The organism is Pseudomonas sp. LB1P83 (genome assembly GCF_054897885.1).
In genome coordinates, this window is record NZ_CM142709.1 from 5,159,829 (window position 1) to 5,176,142 (window position 16,314).

Annotated in this window: 15 protein-coding genes, 1 tRNA gene and 1 pseudogene; 8 read left to right on the top strand and 9 right to left on the bottom strand. The window is 60.2% G+C overall.

Features of this window, described 5'->3' with window-relative positions:
- Positions 1-17 precede the first annotated feature (17 nt).
- The gene (gene ychF, locus ACYZTY_RS23605) at positions 18-1,118 is read left to right on the top strand and encodes a redox-regulated ATPase YchF (RefSeq protein ID WP_134419017.1); all 1,101 of its coding nucleotides are present in this window, start codon (positions 18-20) and stop codon (positions 1,116-1,118) included.
- Positions 1,119-1,323: 205 nt separating this feature from the next.
- Here ychF and ACYZTY_RS23610 read toward each other — a convergent pair whose 3' ends face one another.
- Complete coding sequence (locus ACYZTY_RS23610) at positions 1,324-2,541, bottom strand: MFS transporter (RefSeq protein ID WP_461955699.1); 1,218 nt, start codon at positions 2,539-2,541, stop codon at positions 1,324-1,326.
- A gap of 323 nt (positions 2,542-2,864) precedes the next feature.
- On the opposite strand from ACYZTY_RS23610, the gene ACYZTY_RS23615 reads away from it, so the two are divergent.
- Positions 2,865-4,922 carry a methyl-accepting chemotaxis protein gene (locus ACYZTY_RS23615; RefSeq protein ID WP_461955700.1) on the top strand — a complete coding sequence of 686 codons (2,058 nt, stop codon included), beginning with the start codon at positions 2,865-2,867 and terminating at the stop codon, positions 4,920-4,922.
- 116 nt (positions 4,923-5,038) lie between these two features.
- Positions 5,039-5,115: transfer RNA gene (locus ACYZTY_RS23620), tRNA-Met, on the top strand.
- 71 nt (positions 5,116-5,186) lie between these two features.
- Here the strand turns inward: ACYZTY_RS23620 and ACYZTY_RS23625 are convergent.
- Positions 5,187-6,296, bottom strand: coding sequence for a DUF2817 domain-containing protein (locus ACYZTY_RS23625; RefSeq protein ID WP_461955701.1), 1,110 nt, complete (start codon positions 6,294-6,296; stop codon positions 5,187-5,189).
- 163 nt (positions 6,297-6,459) lie between these two features.
- On the opposite strand from ACYZTY_RS23625, the gene ggt reads away from it, so the two are divergent.
- The 3 genes from ggt (at position 6,460) to ACYZTY_RS23640 (ending at position 9,216) form a co-directional block, all read left to right on the top strand.
- Complete coding sequence (gene ggt / locus ACYZTY_RS23630) at positions 6,460-8,292, top strand: gamma-glutamyltransferase (RefSeq protein ID WP_461955702.1); 1,833 nt, start codon at positions 6,460-6,462, stop codon at positions 8,290-8,292.
- A gap of 246 nt (positions 8,293-8,538) precedes the next feature.
- On the top strand, positions 8,539-8,841 hold the full coding sequence (locus ACYZTY_RS23635; RefSeq protein WP_461955703.1) for a type II toxin-antitoxin system HigB family toxin: 303 nt from the start codon (positions 8,539-8,541) through the stop codon (positions 8,839-8,841).
- A gap of 3 nt (positions 8,842-8,844) precedes the next feature.
- Positions 8,845-9,216 carry a helix-turn-helix domain-containing protein gene (locus ACYZTY_RS23640; RefSeq protein WP_461955704.1) on the top strand — a complete coding sequence of 124 codons (372 nt, stop codon included), beginning with the start codon at positions 8,845-8,847 and terminating at the stop codon, positions 9,214-9,216.
- Positions 9,217-9,292: 76 nt separating this feature from the next.
- Here ACYZTY_RS23640 and ACYZTY_RS23645 read toward each other — a convergent pair whose 3' ends face one another.
- The 3 genes from ACYZTY_RS23645 to ACYZTY_RS23655 are packed head-to-tail and all read right to left on the bottom strand — an operon-like array spanning position 9,293 to position 11,417.
- Positions 9,293-9,637 carry a gamma-glutamylcyclotransferase family protein gene (locus ACYZTY_RS23645; protein ID WP_461955705.1) on the bottom strand — a complete coding sequence of 115 codons (345 nt, stop codon included), beginning with the start codon at positions 9,635-9,637 and terminating at the stop codon, positions 9,293-9,295.
- 33 nt (positions 9,638-9,670) lie between these two features.
- Entirely contained in the window at positions 9,671-10,765 is a 1,095-nt protein-coding gene (gene ddlA, locus ACYZTY_RS23650) for a D-alanine--D-alanine ligase (protein ID WP_461955706.1), read from the bottom strand.
- Positions 10,766-10,775: 10 nt separating this feature from the next.
- On the bottom strand, positions 10,776-11,417 hold the full coding sequence (locus ACYZTY_RS23655; protein WP_461955707.1) for a LysE family translocator: 642 nt from the start codon (positions 11,415-11,417) through the stop codon (positions 10,776-10,778).
- Between the two features lie 152 nt (positions 11,418-11,569).
- Here ACYZTY_RS23655 and ACYZTY_RS23660 point away from each other — a divergent pair, with 152 nt between their 5' ends.
- Together ACYZTY_RS23660 and ACYZTY_RS23665 are read left to right on the top strand one after the other, a co-directional pair.
- Positions 11,570-12,379 (top strand): AraC family transcriptional regulator, encoded by an 810-nt coding sequence (locus tag ACYZTY_RS23660; RefSeq protein WP_461955708.1) that lies wholly within the window; start codon positions 11,570-11,572, stop codon positions 12,377-12,379.
- A gap of 77 nt (positions 12,380-12,456) precedes the next feature.
- Positions 12,457-12,825: a cupin domain-containing protein gene (locus ACYZTY_RS23665; protein WP_461955709.1), complete on the top strand. Its 369-nt coding sequence runs from the start codon at positions 12,457-12,459 to the stop codon at positions 12,823-12,825.
- Positions 12,826-12,837: 12 nt separating this feature from the next.
- On the opposite strand, the gene ACYZTY_RS23670 is transcribed toward ACYZTY_RS23665, so the two are convergent.
- The 4 genes and pseudogenes from ACYZTY_RS23670 to ACYZTY_RS23685 form a co-directional block, all read right to left on the bottom strand.
- Positions 12,838-13,437: a flavin reductase family protein gene (locus ACYZTY_RS23670; protein ID WP_461955710.1), complete on the bottom strand. Its 600-nt coding sequence runs from the start codon at positions 13,435-13,437 to the stop codon at positions 12,838-12,840.
- A 57-nt stretch (positions 13,438-13,494) separates the two neighbouring features.
- Complete coding sequence (locus tag ACYZTY_RS23675; protein WP_461959387.1) at positions 13,495-14,103, bottom strand: methyl-accepting chemotaxis protein; 609 nt, start codon at positions 14,101-14,103, stop codon at positions 13,495-13,497.
- A pseudogene (locus tag ACYZTY_RS23680) lies at positions 14,083-14,859 on the bottom strand (PAS domain-containing protein); the annotation flags it as partial. The gene ACYZTY_RS23675 and the pseudogene ACYZTY_RS23680, both read right to left, overlap by 21 nt.
- 80 nt (positions 14,860-14,939) lie before the next feature.
- Complete coding sequence (locus ACYZTY_RS23685; RefSeq protein ID WP_461955711.1) at positions 14,940-16,253, bottom strand: MFS transporter; 1,314 nt, start codon at positions 16,251-16,253, stop codon at positions 14,940-14,942.
- Positions 16,254-16,314 lie beyond the last annotated feature (61 nt).

Genomic DNA, 16,314 nt, shown 5'->3' on the forward strand with positions numbered 1-16,314 from the left:
ATCCGAGGGGAAACACCATGGGATTCAATTGCGGCATCGTCGGCCTGCCTAACGTCGGCAAGTCCACCCTGTTCAACGCCCTGACCAAATCCGGGATCGCGGCCGAGAACTTCCCCTTCTGCACTATCGAGCCGAACACCGGCATCGTGCCGATGCCGGATTCGCGTCTGGAAGCCCTGGCGGCCATCGTCAATCCAAAGCGCATCCTGCCGACCACCATGGAATTCGTCGACATCGCAGGCCTGGTAGCCGGCGCCTCGAAAGGTGAAGGCCTGGGCAACAAATTCCTCGCCAACATCCGTGAGACCGATGCCATCGCTCACGTAGTCCGCTGCTTCGAAGACGAGAACGTAATTCACGTCTCCAACAGCGTCGACCCGAAACGCGACATCGAAATCATCGACCTGGAACTGATCTTCGCCGACCTCGACAGCTGCGAGAAGCAACTGCAGAAAGTCGCCCGCAACGCCAAGGGTGGTGACAAGGACGCCGTCGTCCAGAAAGGCCTGCTGGAGCAATTGATCGCTCACTTCACCCTCGGCAAGCCAGCGCGCACGCTGATGAAGACCATGGGTGCCGACGATAAAGCGGTGATTCGTGGTTTCCACCTGCTGACCACCAAGCCGGTCATGTACATCGCCAACGTCGCTGAAGACGGTTTCGAGAACAACCCGCTGCTGGACATCGTCAAGGCCATTGCCGAAGAAGAAGGCGCCATGGTGGTTCCGGTCTGCAACAAGATCGAAGCCGAAATCGCCGAGCTGGATGACGGTGAAGAGAAAGACATGTTCCTCGAAGCCCTGGGCCTTGAAGAGCCAGGTCTGAACCGTGTGATTCGTGCTGGCTACGAAATGCTGCACTTGCAGACCTACTTCACCGCCGGTGTCGAAGAAGTCCGCGCCTGGACCGTCCGCGTCGGTGCCACCGCGCCGCAAGCTGCTGGCGTGATCCACACCGACTTCGAAAAAGGCTTCATCCGCGCCGAAGTCATCGCGTATGACGACTTCATCCAGTACAAGGGCGAAGCCGGCACCAAAGAAGCCGGTAAATGGCGTCTGGAAGGCAAGGACTACATCGTTAAAGACGGCGACGTGATGCACTTCCGTTTCAACGTGTAAGTTTTTCAAGACGAAGCAGCCGCACAAGAAAAAGCCGCGTTTGATACGCGGCTTTTTTGTGCCTGAAACCCGGGCAACCCACAATCCTGTAGGAGCGAGGCTTGCCCGCGAAGAACGATAACGCGGTTGAACTGAAGCACCGCGTCATCGTTCTTCGCGGGCAAGTCGGACCGCCGCACCGCTCGCTTCTACCGGTCCGGCGGTGCTAGGGCTTTTTGGTTCTCGGCAGGAAGATCGCCAACACGCCAAACAACGGCAGGAACGAGCACAGGAAGTACACGTATTCGATGCCGTGAATATCGGCCAAATGCCCGAGCAACGCCGCGCCAATCCCGCCAAAACCGAACATCAATCCGAAGAACACCCCAGCAATCATCCCGACATTCCCCGGCACCAGTTCTTGGGCATAAACCACGATGGCCGAGAACGCCGACGCGAGGATGAAGCCAATCACCACGCTGAGGATGCTGGTCCAGAACAGATCAACGTGAGGCAGGATTAGCGTGAACGGCGCAACACCAAGGATCGAGAACCAGATCACCGCCTTACGCCCGATCCTGTCGCCGATCGGTCCACCAAAGAACGTCCCCGCCGCCACTGCGCCCAGAAACAGGAACAGATGCAGCTGCGAACTGGCCACCGACAGATCAAACTTCTCGATCAGGTAGAAGGTGAAGTAGCTGGTGAAGCTCGCCATGTAGAAATACTTGGAAAACACCAGCAGCCCGAGCACCACCAGCGCACTGATGACCCGGCGTTTTGACAGGCCGTGAGTGGCGGCCTGACCTTGCTTGAGCTTGAACAGGTTCAAGTGGTTGGCGTACCAGCGGCTGATCCGATAGAGCACGAACAGCGCAAACACAGCGAACAAGCCGAACCAGGCTACGTGGCCCTGCCCGAAGGGAATGATGATCGCCGCCGCCAGCAACGGACCAAAGGCTGAGCCGGCATTACCGCCAACCTGAAAGGTCGATTGCGCCAGGCCGAATCGCCCGCCCGAGGCCAACCGCGCAATACGAGAAGCTTCCGGGTGAAAGGTCGAGGAGCCGATACCGATCAACCCCGCCGCCAGTAGAATCATCGGGAAGCTGCCGACCACCGACATCATCAAAATGCCGATCAGCGTGCAGACCGTTCCCGCCGGCAGCAGCCAGGGTTTGGGATGGCGATCGGTGTGGTAGCCGACCCATGGCTGTAGCAATGACGCTGTCAGCTGGAAGGTCAGGGTGATTAATCCTACCTGGGTAAAAGTCAGGCCATAGTTGGCCTTGAGCATTGGATAAATCGACGGCAGCACCGACTGAATCAGGTCATTGATCAAATGCGCCAGCGCCACCGCGCCGATGATGCGCATGACCAGCGGGCTGCTTTGTGGAGTCGCGGATGCCGGCGTCGCGCCGGTCTGGGCATTGCTGATAGCCATGAGAGTTTCCGTACAACAGATGGGTGCACACGGGCAGGTGGGTCAATGTGCCATTTTTCAGTGCAGCAGCGCCATCCCCTTAGCCAGCTAACGAACTAAATTCAGTCGTTGATAGCTCAACGCCATGGTCTGAATCTTGCCTTGTTAATCCGCTTCAACGCGGCCCCTTACAAAGGGGACCGAGAATGGGAAGTTTCGCCACAGAGTCGGCCTACAGAGCTGACAAAGGTGAACTTTCGAGGCCTTTTAAAGGGGCACAAGTCGCGGTCGCAAAGACCTCGACGCACGCCAATGGTGCGTGGTATCCAGAGGAGTCATGGGGCATGCAGGCTTTTTTATCACCGGGGATCGGATTGCTGGGGCGTTTTGGCTTCGCACGCAAATTTCAGTTGTTGTTTCTGCTGTTTATCCTGCCGCTGGCGGGCAGCCTGTTGATGATCGGTCAGGACTATCGCGCCAAACTGAACCTGATCTCCGGCGAACGTGCCGGCGTTCGGCAACTGCTCGCCCTGGATGCGCTCGATAACCTGCTCGCCGCGCAACGTGACCGCGCTGCCCGCTGGCGCGCGACGGAAACCAATCGCCAGCCAACGCCTGCGACCCTTGCCGCGATGGCTGCGTTCGATGCGGTACAACCCGCCGTCGCCCAAGCCACCTCGGACCTCGGCAATGCGCTGAAAACCGAAGGCGCCGAGGGCGAAACCCTGGCCCGTTACCAGGCCCTGCAAACCGCTCTCAACGGCCTCGACTCGAAAAGCCTGAGCAGTGTCGGTTGGTGGCCGGATGGCTACGATCGTTTCACCAACGCCTTGAGTGCGCTGCAAGCCTTGCGCGAGCAGATCGCCATGGACAATCGCCTGACGCTCGCGCCCTGGCTGGAAACGTATCTGCTGACGCAGATTTCCACGCAACACGCACCGGACCTGATTGAACGGGTCGGCCGCCTCGCCAGTGTCGGTCAGGCGTCGGTGGTGTCCGGGCAGTTCACCCTGCAAAGCCGTCTGCAATTGCGCGATTTGCGCAGCCGTATCGGCGATGCCCGTGAACAGTTGGCGAAAACTGCCAGCCTTCTGGAAGCACGCCTGCCCAGCGCCTTGCAAAGCTGGGCCGGGCAATACCACGACAGCCTCAAGCATTTGGACGCCGAACTGAAAGTCCTCGACGACGGTGTTTTCGGCGGCAGCATCAAGCTCAAACCGGAAGAGTTCGAACGCAGCCTCGACGCCCTGCTCACCGACCTTGCCTCGCTGCGCCAGCAGTCGCTGGTGTCGCTGGATCAGCGTCTGGATTACTACCACGGCTCGGCGATTCGCCAGTTCATTCTCGTGGCAACGATCTTCGGCTGTCTGCTGCTGGCCGCGCTGTACCTGTTCATCTGTTTGCAGGCCTCGATCCGTCGCAGCGCCAGTGGCATCACCTTGCTGGCCGAAGCCTTGCGCGACGGCAACCTCAGCCTGCAAGTGCCGGTGCAGGGACGCGACGAACTGGCGGCCATCAGCACCGCCCTGAACGTCGCGGTAGTGCAACTGCGCAACAGTTTGCTGGGGGTCGATCACGAAACCTTGCAGGTGAGCAATGCGGTGCGCACCCTCAACCATCACTCCAGCGGCGCCTTGGGCGAAGTTGAAGCGCAGCAATTGCAGATCAGCCAGATCGCCGCAGCGGCCACGCAATTGGCGGCGACCTCTCAAGGGGTCGCCCAGAGTTGTGAACAGGCGTCCGGCAGCGCTCAGCACACCCAAAGGATTGCGGCCGACAGCAGCCGCGACAGTCAGCGCACCACGGCGAGCATTCAGCAGCTCAATCAGCGTTTGAACGACACGGCGGCGGCACTCGGGCGGGTCAGCGAACAAGGGCAGCAGATTCAATTGGTGGTCGACACCATTCGCGGCGTGGCCGAGCAGACCAACCTGTTGGCGCTCAACGCGGCGATCGAGGCAGCTCGCGCTGGCGAACAGGGTCGTGGTTTTGCGGTGGTGGCGGATGAAGTGCGCAGCCTCTCGCAACGCACCCAGTCCTCCACGGCGCAGATCGCCGGCACCGTGGACAGCCTGCGCAGCACGGTGAATGAGGCGGTCAGCCTGATGGAAGCGGCCTGTAGCCAGGCACAAAGTGATGCCCAGTCAGTCACCAGCCTGGGTGAACGCCTGGGCGAAATTGCCCTCGCAGTGCAAGGCGTGACCGACACCCTGGCGCAAATCGCCACGGCAGTGGAGGAACAGGCCAGTACTGCCGATGAAGTCAGCGGCAACATCCAGCAGGTCGATCAGGCAGCGGTAAGATTGCTCGAAGGTGCACGGGCGGTGAACCTGGCGGCGGAAACCTTGAGCCAGGGCAGCAAGGCCCTGAGTGCCAATACCGGGAGATTTCAGCTCAGTTGACGCCCTCCCCTGGTTCGAATTTTCGGGTCAGGTGGATAAGCGGTTGAAAGCGTAGAGAAATATTTTAGATTTACGCTTGACGCATCTGCATTACCGGTGAATAATGCGCGCCACTTGGCTACATAGCTCAGTTGGTTAGAGCATAGCATTCATAATGCTGGGGTCCGGGGTTCAAGTCCCTGTGTAGCCACCAAGTACTAAAAACGGCTTACCGAAAGGTAGGCCGTTTTTTTATGCCCCGAGAAAAGTGCCTCGAACAGCACGTCAGGAACCAACCGTCGGCAACGCCGACAACGCTCGCTCCCAAATCTGCCAGGTCCGCAGCCAGACCATCTCCTGCCAGTCGCTGTCGGCAGGATAGAACTGCTCCAGCAGGTTCAGTTTGATCTCACGCCCCACTGCATCACTCGGATTACCGTGCAGGTGCAGCCAATGGTCATCGCGCAAATGACGATGAACGTCCGCCCCCGGGTAAGTCCCGCACTCGATCACAAATGGCATCAGTTTTACCTGCGGCAGCGCATTGATCAGTGCCTGCGAGGTGTAGCCCGTAGCGGTTGCTGCAACACCGGTTTCACTCAAGGTATCGGCGCCGGTGAGCAACGTGTAGAGCCACGGACCGTAAATGGCCTGCGCATCAGGCAGCGCGGGATAAGCGGCCTCGGTGATGGTCAGCAACATCGGATGACCATACTCGCCCGCACCGGTGTGCAAGTCGAAACACATCGCGACCTCGGCGTGGGAAATATGCTTTCGCATGATTTCGTGCAGCGTGCGGTTCGACCAGCTCGGCGCCAGCCCGCCATAAAACAGACCATCGGGATGACTGTGCTGGCCGCCCTCGACAATCGACATCACCGCCGGCCAGCCGTGTTCGCGAATCTGCCCGTCAAGCAAGGCATCGGCGCGGTCACGCTCCGGGCCTCGCAACTCAGTGAAGGCATAGATTTCATGCAGCGCTGCGTAAGCCTGATTGTCCGGCAGCGGGCCCGTAAAGTTCAGGTGATTGCGGTTCAGGTCGATGTTGTCTTCGTTGACCCGGCGCAGCCACGCGGTGCCCCACGGGTTGATCAGGTGGATCATCACCACCGCGACATCGGCCGGCAGTGAACGCTTGCCCAACTCCTGCATCCACTTGATCTGACAACCGGAGCCATAGAAGCTTTCCACCCCGTGGGTGCCGCTCAACGCGATCAGGAGTCGCTTGGCACCCGGATCGCCCAACACCGCCACATCGGTGCTCAGGGTCTCGCCGAAGGGCCCTTTGAGTGGATGCGTATACGCGGTCAGTGTCGCTCCGGCCGCCGTCGCTGCCGCGAGGAATTGTTCACGTTGTGCGCGGTAACTCGGCTGGGTAGGAAACTCCGTCTGCATGGCTGCCTCTTGTTGGTCTTCTGGCTCGTCTGTTCTCTAGACCCTACAGAAAATCCGTTGACTCATGAAGGACAAAAGCGTCTTTGCTGTAGTCCGTGGTTTGCACCTCGCCCTGTCGGCCGATAAAGTTCCCTGATCTTTTCCCACGGACGGAGTGCCCAACGTGTTCTCAGCCTTTCACTTGAGCCGCTATCGCCTGTCAGCCGTGTCGTTGATCGCCACCGCGCTGACCCTCGCTGCCTGCAACGCCCCGCCGACGTCAACGTTGCCGGTCGCACCAGAAAGCGCCTCGGGTTATCGCACCGACCTGCAAACCCGCCACGCCTCGAAACACATGGCCGCGGCGGCCAATCCACTGGCAGCCGAAGCCGGGCGGGAAATGCTGCGTCAGGGCGGTTCGGCGATTGATGCCGCGATTGCCATGCAGGCGGTGCTGACGCTGGTGGAGCCACAATCCTCGGGCATCGGCGGCGGCGCGTTTATTGTGTTGTGGGATGGCAAGAACGTGCGCACTTACGACGGTCGCGAAACGGCACCGGCCGGCGCGACCGAGAAACTTTTCCTACAGGCCGACGGCAAACCGATGGCCTTTACCCAGGCGCAGATTGGTGGTCGCTCAGTGGGAACGCCGGGGGTGTTGCGGGCGCTTGAGCTGGCCCATCAGAAACACGGTCGCCTGCCATGGGCGCAGCTGTTCGAACCGGCCATCAGACTCGCGGAGCAAGGCTTCGCCATCTCGCCGCGCCTGCATCAGCTGATCGCTTCAGACTTGTCCATGCGGCGCTCGCCGGACATGGTGGCGTACTTCCTCAATGCGGATGGGAGCCCGAAAGCGGCTGGTACGCAGTTGAAAAACCCGGCACTGGCCGCAGCGTTCAAACGCATCGCCAAAGAAGGGCCGGATGCGCTGTACAAAGGGCCGATTGCGCAAGAAATCGTCACCAAGGTCCAGGGCCACGCCAACCCCGGCAGCCTGTCGTTGAACGATCTTCAGGGCTACAAGGCCAAGGAACGCGCGCCGTTGTGCACCGACTATAAACGCTGGCAGGTCTGCGGCATGCCGCCGCCGTCATCGGGCGGGATCGCCGTGGCACAGATCCTCGGCACACTCCAGGCGCTGGAGGCTCGCGATCCGCGCTTTGCCTTGGCATCAATGAAGCCAGTCAAGACTGACAAAGCCGCCGGCATCGAACCGGCGCCTGAAGCCGTTCACTTGATCTCCGAAACCGAACGCCTGGCCTACGCCGACCGCGCGCTCTATCTGGCCGACGCCGACTTCGTGCCCGTCCCCGTCAAAGGCTTGGTGGACCCGACGTATCTGGCCAGCCGCGCAGCCCTGATCGGTGATCGCAGCATGGGCACGGCCAAACCCGGCACCCCGCCGGGCATTAAGGTCGCCTACGCACCGGACCGCTCGCCGCTGCGCATCTCCACCTCGCAAGTGGTGGCGGTCGATGACGACGGGGGCGCGGTGTCCATGACCACCACCGTCGAATCCGCCTTCGGCTCGCACGTGATGGTGCAGGGGTTCCTGCTCAACAACCAGATGACCGACTTCTCGTTCATCCCTGAAGAAAACGGGCAGAAAGTCGCCAACCGCGTCGAACCCGGCAAACGCCCCCGCTCGTCCATGGCTCCGACGCTGATCTTCGATCGACAGAGCGGCGAATTCCTCGCCACCCTCGGTTCGCCCGGCGGCTCGCAGATCATCGAGTACGTCGCCAAATCGACCATCGGCCTGCTCGACTGGAACCTCGATCCGCAAGCAGCCATCAACCTGCCCAACTTCGGTAGCCGCAATGGCCCGACGGAACTGGAAGAAGGCCAGTTCAGCGCCGGGCTGATTCAAGCGTTGAAGGACAAAGGGCACAGCGTGAACGAGATCGACATGACCAGCGGCACCCAGGCGATTGTTCGGGTGAAGGATGCTCAGGGGAAGGCTTCGTTGGCGGGTGGGGCGGATCCTCGGCGTGAGGGGGCGGCGTTGGGGGATTGAGTCCTACAGAGGGTGGAAAAGGCTTACCGGGAGGTAGGCCTTTTTTGTACGCAATGAGTCCTGATCGGCTATCTAGCGCCGACTTTTCCTACCTGCAAACCACTGCTTCTTCGATAAAGTTCAAAGATCATTTTTCGCATCAGTTCGGCTACCCGAAGCACCTAAGTACAAAGTCGAATCCGCTCCTCCCATCGGCCACACCTCCACAGACTTGCATCAGTCCCATCACGGGACTAGGATCACGCCATGAGAATTATCGCCATTAGTCAGCTTAAAAGTTTTTGGAGGAAGTACCCAGACTCGGAACAATCCTTCCTGGCCTGGATTGACGAGGCAAGAAATGCTGAGTGGAAAACACCTGCGGACATAAAAGAGCACTTTGCTACCGCCAGCATTCTCAAGAGCCGTAGAGTCGTATTCAACATCAAGGGTAATGACTTTCGGTTGGTAGTCGCGGTCGCTTATCGCTTCGGCGCCGTTTACATAAAATTTGTCGGCACTCACAGACAGTACGACGCAATCGACGCCGATACCGTCGAGATGGAGTAATCAATGAACATTCATCCGATCCACACCGATGAGGACTACCGCGCAGCCCTCAAGAATGTATCTGCCCTCTTCGACAATGAGCCAGAGCCTGGCACCCCTGAAGGGGATTATTTCGACATCATGATCACACTGATCGAAGCTTATGAATCAAAGCAGTTTCCAGTTGATCTGCCCAATCCAATCGATGCGATAAAATTTCGGATGGAGCAATCAGGTCTGTCCGCAGCGGACCTTGCGCCTGCCATTGGCCGGACAAACCGGGTTTACGAAGTGCTAAATGGTAAGCGCGCGTTGACGCTCCCGATGATATGGAAACTACATGATCTGTTCGGGATACCAGCAGAGAGCCTGATTAAACCTATGAAACAAGCTTGATCGAGCGTCGGCCGAATCGTACTGGCCGACGCGGAAAACTTCCCCTCGCCGGCTCACCGGATATCACGCAGGTACACTACACGCTCACATACACCCACGCTTCAATCCCGGATTGAAGGACCACGCTGACCCGCTTGTAATCCGACACTTCATAGCTGTCGGCGGCGGCCAATTCCTCGGGGGTGATCTGGAACACCATCCCCGGAATCGGCGCGCTGCTGTCGCTGCCCGGACGAAGAATCGGATGGTGAGTCTTGCCGCTGGTGGCCAACACCTCAGGGTCGGTAATTTCCACCCAGGACTGCTCGTAACCCAGCATCGCATCGGCACTGCCGGTCAGCTCACGCCCGAAATTGGCCAGTTGCACGGCTTTGTCCTGCAAGGTGCCGTAGGAAAACAGGTACACCGTTGAATCGCTCATCCATAAATCCTTGATTGAATAGTCGCGCGCCGCTCAGCGAGTGATCTTCAGCGCTTGCCGTGCCTTGTGTTTCTCCAGCGCCAGATCGATCAAGCGGCTCACCAGTTCGCTGTATGTCATGCCGGTGGCTTGCCAGAGTTTGGGGTACATGCTGATTCGGGTGAAGCCGGGCAACGAGTTGATCTCATTGATCAGCACTTCGCCGCTGTCGGTCAGGAACACATCGACCCGCGCCAGCCCGGAGCAGCCGAGCACTTGAAACGCCTCGACGGCCAAGGCACGGATGCGCTCACTGGCTTCGCTGCTGATGTTTGCCGGCACCACGACCTCTGCCGCTTGAGCGTCGATGTATTTGCTGTCGTAGGAATAGAAGCCGCTGCGCACCACAATCTCGCCACAACCGCTGGCGACGGCGTCCTCGTTGCCGAGTACGGCGCACTCGATCTCGCGGCCGCTGACGGCGGATTCGATCAGTACTTTTTCATCGAACCCCAAGGCCAGCTCCACTGCCGCCGTGTACTCCGCTTCGTCGTTGACCTTGCTGACGCCCACGGACGACCCCTGGTTCGCTGGTTTGACGAACAGTGGCAAGCCGAGTTTACCCTGGACCTCGGCGAACCCGATGCGTGCGGCGCTGGCACGGGTCAGGGTCACGAACGGCGTCACTGCCAACCCGGCATCACGCAGCAGTCGCTTGCTGATGTCCTTGTCCATGCACACCGCCGAGCCGAGCACGTCGGATCCGACAAAGGGCAAATCCGCCATGCGCAGCAAGCCTTGCAGGCAACCGTCTTCACCCAGCGTGCCGTGCACGATCGGGAAGATCACGTCGACGTGCCCCAGCAGTTCCTGGCCGGATGTTTCGATCAATTGCTGGCTTGCCTTGCCCGGCACCACGGCCAGTTCGAGGTTGGACTGGTTGAGGGCGATCAGCGCCGGATTTTCCTGGTTGAGCAGGAAGTTAGAAGGGTCGTTGAGGTGCCAATGGCCTTGCTTGTCGATACCGATCAGTACCGGTTCGAAGCGCGACCGATCCAGCGCATCGACGATGTTCTTCGCCGACTGCAGCGACACTTCATGCTCCGCCGAACGGCCACCAAAAATAATGCCTACCCGCAGTTTGCTCATTCCATACACCTCAACGATTGGCCACCAGATGCGCGCCGAACAGCAGATAGCAACTGCCGGCGAAGCGATCCAGCCATTTGCGCGAACCCTCATAGGCGCCCGCGACCCGACGGCTGGCAAACAGCAGTGCGACGCTGCAATACCAACTGAACGACAAGGTCGCCATCGTCAGCACGGCCAGCGCGAGCAACATCGGCGGCGGAGAGGCAGGCATGGCCGTGGCGAAAATCGTCGCGACGAACAGCGCTGCCTTGGGATTGGTCATATTGCCGACAAAGCCCCGGCCATAAGCCGAGAGCAGCGTGCGCCCCGCCCCGTTCAACGAGACGCTATCGCCCGGCATCAGCGCCGGTTTGTGCTTGAACTGCTTCAAGCCCAGATAGATCAGGTAACAACCACCGGCAATCTTGAAGCTTAAGTACAGCGTCGGCGCCGCACTGAACAGGGACTTGATGCCCAAGCCTCCCGCCAGTCCCCAGAGCACAGTGCCAGTCGCCACGCCCAATGCGGCCACCACGCCATGACGGCGGGAGCAACTGGCGGCCAATTGCGCGGTATTGAAGAAATTGGGCCCCGGCGTCACTACCGCGACCGTCCATAACAGCGCCAGAGACAACAGCGGTGCAGCGTAGCCCAGAGGAGTCATTTCCATGGGGTGAGGCGCCTTCGTGGCTTTAGAGAATGTCCGATACCTTGCTACATTTGCCCGAGGTTTTCTACCGGTCCCAAGGGTTTTGTCGCCCGCAGACAGGTGACCGGTCACTGGGTTACCGTGTTCTGCACCGAGTTCAAGACAACGACACCATGGCCAAGCACACGCCTCCCATCGACTGGTTCCACCGCGCGCCCAACATCGGCGGGCTGGACCGTATCGAGGCGTTTTTTGCCGGTCACGGCTACGACCTTCATCGCCACGACACCTATGCCATCGGCCGCACGCTGGCCGGGGTGCAGAGCTTTCAGTACCGCGGCGGTTGGCGTCACAGCCTGCCGGGCGGCACCTTGGTGCTGCACCCGGATGAACTGCACAATGGCGAGGCCGGCACCGACAGCGGTTTCCACTACCGAATGATGTACATCGAGCCGGCGCTGATCCAACAGATACTCGGCGGCCAGCCATTGCCGTTTATCAAGACAGGCCTGTCCACCGATCCACGCTTGTTCGCCGCCACCGATGTGCTGATGCGAAGCCTGGATGACCCGCTCGACCCACTGGAAGAACAGGACGCGCTGTTCGATCTGGCACACGCCTTGAGCAGCGTCTGCGGCGCGCCCGGCAAACACCAGCGCTTCGACTACGTGGCGGCGGAACGTGCGCGGGAGTTCATCCACAGCGCCCTGGATCGCACCGTGACCCTGGAGGAACTGGCGCAACACAGCGGCCGGGATCGCTGGGGTCTGTCGAGGGATTTTCGCCTGTTGTTCGGCACCAGCCCTTATCGATACCTGACGATGCGCCGCCTGGACCTGGTCCGTGCCCTGCTGATCCAAGGCCAGGCACTCGTCAGTGCCGCACTGATCGCCGGCTTCACCGACCAGAGCCACATGACCCGGCAATTCAGCAAGACCTACGGTCTGTCGCCGGCCCGGTGGATGAAAATGCACCGCCGCTGAGCCGCGCACAATCGTACAAGAAACCCGCTGTCGCGCTGACTATCGTGGAGTCACGATCAACCACGAGAGCTTGCGTCATGACCGCTTATCAAAGCCTGAACTTCGCTGAAAAAATCGCCCGGATCGACTCGCACTGGAGCCCTCGGGTCATCGCCGAGATGAACGACTACCAGTTCAAGGTGGTGAAGCTGCTGGGGGATTTCATCTGGCACGATCACCTGGACACCGACGAGACCTTTATCGTGCTCGAAGGGCAATTGCGCATCGACTTCCGCGATGGCCACGTTCTGCTGAACGCGGGAGAAATGTATGTGGTGCCAAAGGGTATCGAGCACAAACCCTCCGCCGCGCAAGAAGTGAAACTGCTGCTGATCGAGCCCAAAGGTGTATTGAACACGGGCAGCGAAGGCGGCGAACGCACGGCGCAAAATGACGTGTGGGTGTGAAAGGCAGCCGGTTTACGGCTGCAAGGTCTTGCCGTCCACCGGGTCGCCGATTGTCAGGAAATGTCCGCCGGCGACATGGTGCAAGGTGCGTAAGGCCTCGTGCCCTTCGAAGTGCCAACGGCCCTCGCTGAACACACGCTCATCGGCCTGAGCGGCAATCACCTCGGCCAGGAACAGGTCGTATTGCTGATGATTGTTGGGCTCCGGCAGCAGTCGGCATTCCAGCCAGGCGACGCAACCTTCAAGCATCGGTGCGTCGATCAACTCACCGTTGAACGTCTGCAGGCCGTACACCTGAAACTTGTCCAGGCCCTGGCCCTGAGTCAGTTCCAGGCCCGACGTCGAGCCAACGGTCTGTGCGATATCGGCCTGGGCGGCGCAGGGAACGTTCAACACAAAGGTTCCCGACGCTTCCAGCAGCTGTCGGGTCCAGGTGGACTTGTCCAGCACCACGGCGATTTTCGGCGGTTCGAAGTCCAGCGGCATGGCCCAGGCAGCGGCCATGATGTTGCGCTGGCCGTCATGCGCCGCGCTGACCAGCACGGTCGGCCCGTGATTGAGCAAGCGATAAGCCTTGGACAAAGGAACCGGACGGCGATGGGAAACGCTCATAAAGGCTGCTCCTGGGGAAAACGCCGATTGTAGCGATTTCCACCAGGAGGTCAGGTATCAAGTCGACAACTGATTGGCAAACTGCCCGACCGCATTCACCACTTTCTGTGCACCGTCCTGGATCTCGACAATCACCGTGCCCGCCTCCGCCGCCAGCGCCAGGCCTTGTTCAGCCTGGAGTTGACCGTCGGTCATCAGGGCCACGGCATTGCGCGCCATGTCCTGGTTCTGGCGCACCACGCCCACGATTTCATCGGTGGCCTGGCTCGTGCGCGACGCCAGTTGCCGGACTTCGTCTGCGACCACGGCAAAACCGCGGCCCTGTTCACCGGCGCGCGCCGCTTCGATGGCCGCGTTAAGCGCCAGCAGGTTGGTCTGTTCGGCAATGCCGCTGATGGTTTTGACGATGGTGCCAATCACCAGCGATTGCTCGTTCAGCGCTTCGATGCCTTCGCCGGCGGTTTGCATGTGCCTGGCCAGGTCACGCATCACGTCCACCGCCTGAGTCACCACGGCGGTACCGCGCTGGGCGCTTTGATCGGTTTGCTGGGAGGTGCTGTAGGCGATATTGGCCGCTTCGGCAACCGCCTGCTCCTGATTGACCTGATCGGTAATCACCGTGGCGAATTTCACCACTTTGTAGAGCGTATTGTTGGCATCCACCACCGGGTTGTAGGACGCTTCCAGCCAGACCACTCGACCGTGGTTGTCCACACGCTTGAACCGGCCAGCCACGAACTCGCCGGCGTTCAGGCGTCGCCAGAAATTCTGATATTCAGCGCTGTTGTAATCCTCCGGTTCGCAGAACGTTCGGTGATGTTTACCTTTGATCTGCGCCAGGCTGTAACCCATGCCGCTGAGGAACCGCTCGTTGGCCGCCAGCACGTTGCCATTGAGGTCGAACTCGATGACCGCCGTCGAACGCACCAGCGCGCCGATCAGGTTTTCATGCTCGCGGGACGCCTCGATGGTGCGGGTCAGGTCACTGGAGTAAATCGAGAAGTGCTTGATCCGACCTTCCGAAGACCGCACTGGCTGCGCGATCGAGCGCAGCCAGGCTTCCTGGCCATTGCCTCGTAATAGACGCACGGTGCCGGCGAAGTGCTCGCCACGGGTCAGCGCAGCCTTGAAGCGGTGGTGGAATTCGTCCGATTTCACATGGGCCGGGACGATGTCTTCGAGGTGCCGGCCAATCAGGTCGCTGCTCTTGTAGAGCATCTCACCGAGGAAGTTCTGGTTGACCGATTGAATCCGTCCATCAGGATCCAGGGTCAGGACCAGCATCTCGCTTTCCAGACTTTCCTTCACTTGCTGAAGGCTGGAGAGTTCTTCGCGAAGAGCCGACAGCTCCTGCTTCAAGCGTTTGTTGAACATGGAAAGCACCGATGGACAGGGATAGAAAGCGGCATGCAGCCTAGCCATCGGCCTTGCGGATATTTTCTGAAGAGCGTTTCAGGGTTGTCCTACAAAAATAGTTGCGGCACGCCTACCGGACTTTTCATTTATGCCGCGCCGGCGGACGGGCAGCGTTCGATCCGTGGCATCCGCGCACCGAAATACGCCGCGCTGCTCACGCCCACCGCCCCCATTACCGCGCTGAAGATCACGCAAATCCACGGACTCCACGGCATCAGACCGATCAGCAACAACGGTGTGATACTTGCCCATGCCGCGTAGGCAATGTTGTAGGTGAAGGAAATCCCCGAGACGCGAATACGCGCCGGAAACAGGCTGACCATCACCGACGGCACCGCGCCGACTACCCCGCAACCGAGCCCGGCAACCGCATACGCCAAGCCAATCCACTGGCCGCCGCTGATCAGGCACGTGTAGAGCACGCCAATGCCCAGGGGCAACAGCAGGCTATAGAGCATGACCGTGCGCCAGGCACCGATGCGATCAACGAGCAGCCCGGCGAGTACGCAGCCGATGTTCAGGAACACAATGCCCAAGGCACTCAAGGCGAACGTGTGGCTGGCGGTCATGCCGAAAGTTTTCTGCATCATGGTCGGGGTGATGACCACGAACACCACCACCGCCGATGTCAGTACGCAGGTGAGAATCATCGCCGGCAATATCGCCAGACGATGTTCACGCAAGACGGTGCGCAACGGCAGCTCGACGGTGGCATCGCGCTGGGCCTGCATCGCCATGAACACCGGGGTTTCGCTGAGCCAGCGGCGCAGCCAGACACCAATCACCCCAAACACGCCGCCCAGCAGGAACGGGTAACGCCAGGCGTAATCGAGGATTTCCGCAGGGGTGAACGCCTGCGCCAGAAAGGTCGCCGTCAGGGCGCCGATCAGGTAGCCAAAAGTCAGCCCGGCCTGCAGGAATCCGAGGGCATAACCGCGATGCCCGGCCGGCGCGTGCTCGGCGACGAACACCCAGGCACTCGGTACCTCACCGCCTACCGCCGCGCCCTGCAAGACCCGCAAGGCCAACAGCAGCAGCGGTGCGAAATAGCCGATCTGGGCGTAAGTCGGCATGATCCCGATCAGCAGGCACGGCAGCGCCATCATCAGAATGCTCAGGCTGAAAACCTTCTTGCGCCCCAGCCGATCGGCGAAATGCGCCATCAGAATCCCGCCCAACGGCCGCGCAAGGTAACCGGTCACGAAGATGCCAAAGCTTTGCAGCAAGCGCAGCCACTCGGGCATGTCCGGCGGAAAGAACAGCTGGCTGAGGGTCAGCGCGAAAAATACGAAAATGATGAAGTCGTAGATTTCCAGCGCGCCGCCAAGGGCCGCCAAGCCAAGGGTCTTGTAGTCCGAGCGGCTGAACGGCGCCGGGCGCGAGTGGGTGTCGGCAGTCATGAAAGAACTCTGGCATGGGCAAAAAACCAAGGCGCCCATGGTCTACGCAAACGCGCCCACG

Coding starts and splice junctions, on each gene's coding strand:
- ychF (WP_134419017.1), top strand. CDS start 18: ATGGGATTCAATTGCGGCATCGTCGGCCTGCCTAACGTCGGCAAGTCC.
- ACYZTY_RS23610 (WP_461955699.1), bottom strand. CDS start 2,541: ATGGCTATCAGCAATGCCCAGACCGGCGCGACGCCGGCATCCGCGACT.
- ACYZTY_RS23615 (WP_461955700.1), top strand. CDS start 2,865: ATGCAGGCTTTTTTATCACCGGGGATCGGATTGCTGGGGCGTTTTGGC.
- ACYZTY_RS23625 (WP_461955701.1), bottom strand. CDS start 6,296: ATGCAGACGGAGTTTCCTACCCAGCCGAGTTACCGCGCACAACGTGAA.
- ACYZTY_RS23635 (WP_461955703.1), top strand. CDS start 8,539: ATGAGAATTATCGCCATTAGTCAGCTTAAAAGTTTTTGGAGGAAGTAC.
- ACYZTY_RS23640 (WP_461955704.1), top strand. CDS start 8,845: ATGAACATTCATCCGATCCACACCGATGAGGACTACCGCGCAGCCCTC.
- ACYZTY_RS23645 (WP_461955705.1), bottom strand. CDS start 9,637: ATGAGCGATTCAACGGTGTACCTGTTTTCCTACGGCACCTTGCAGGAC.
- ddlA (WP_461955706.1), bottom strand. CDS start 10,765: ATGAGCAAACTGCGGGTAGGCATTATTTTTGGTGGCCGTTCGGCGGAG.
- ACYZTY_RS23655 (WP_461955707.1), bottom strand. CDS start 11,417: ATGGAAATGACTCCTCTGGGCTACGCTGCACCGCTGTTGTCTCTGGCG.
- ACYZTY_RS23660 (WP_461955708.1), top strand. CDS start 11,570: ATGGCCAAGCACACGCCTCCCATCGACTGGTTCCACCGCGCGCCCAAC.
- ACYZTY_RS23665 (WP_461955709.1), top strand. CDS start 12,457: ATGACCGCTTATCAAAGCCTGAACTTCGCTGAAAAAATCGCCCGGATC.
- ACYZTY_RS23670 (WP_461955710.1), bottom strand. CDS start 13,437: ATGAGCGTTTCCCATCGCCGTCCGGTTCCTTTGTCCAAGGCTTATCGC.
- ACYZTY_RS23685 (WP_461955711.1), bottom strand. CDS start 16,253: ATGACTGCCGACACCCACTCGCGCCCGGCGCCGTTCAGCCGCTCGGAC.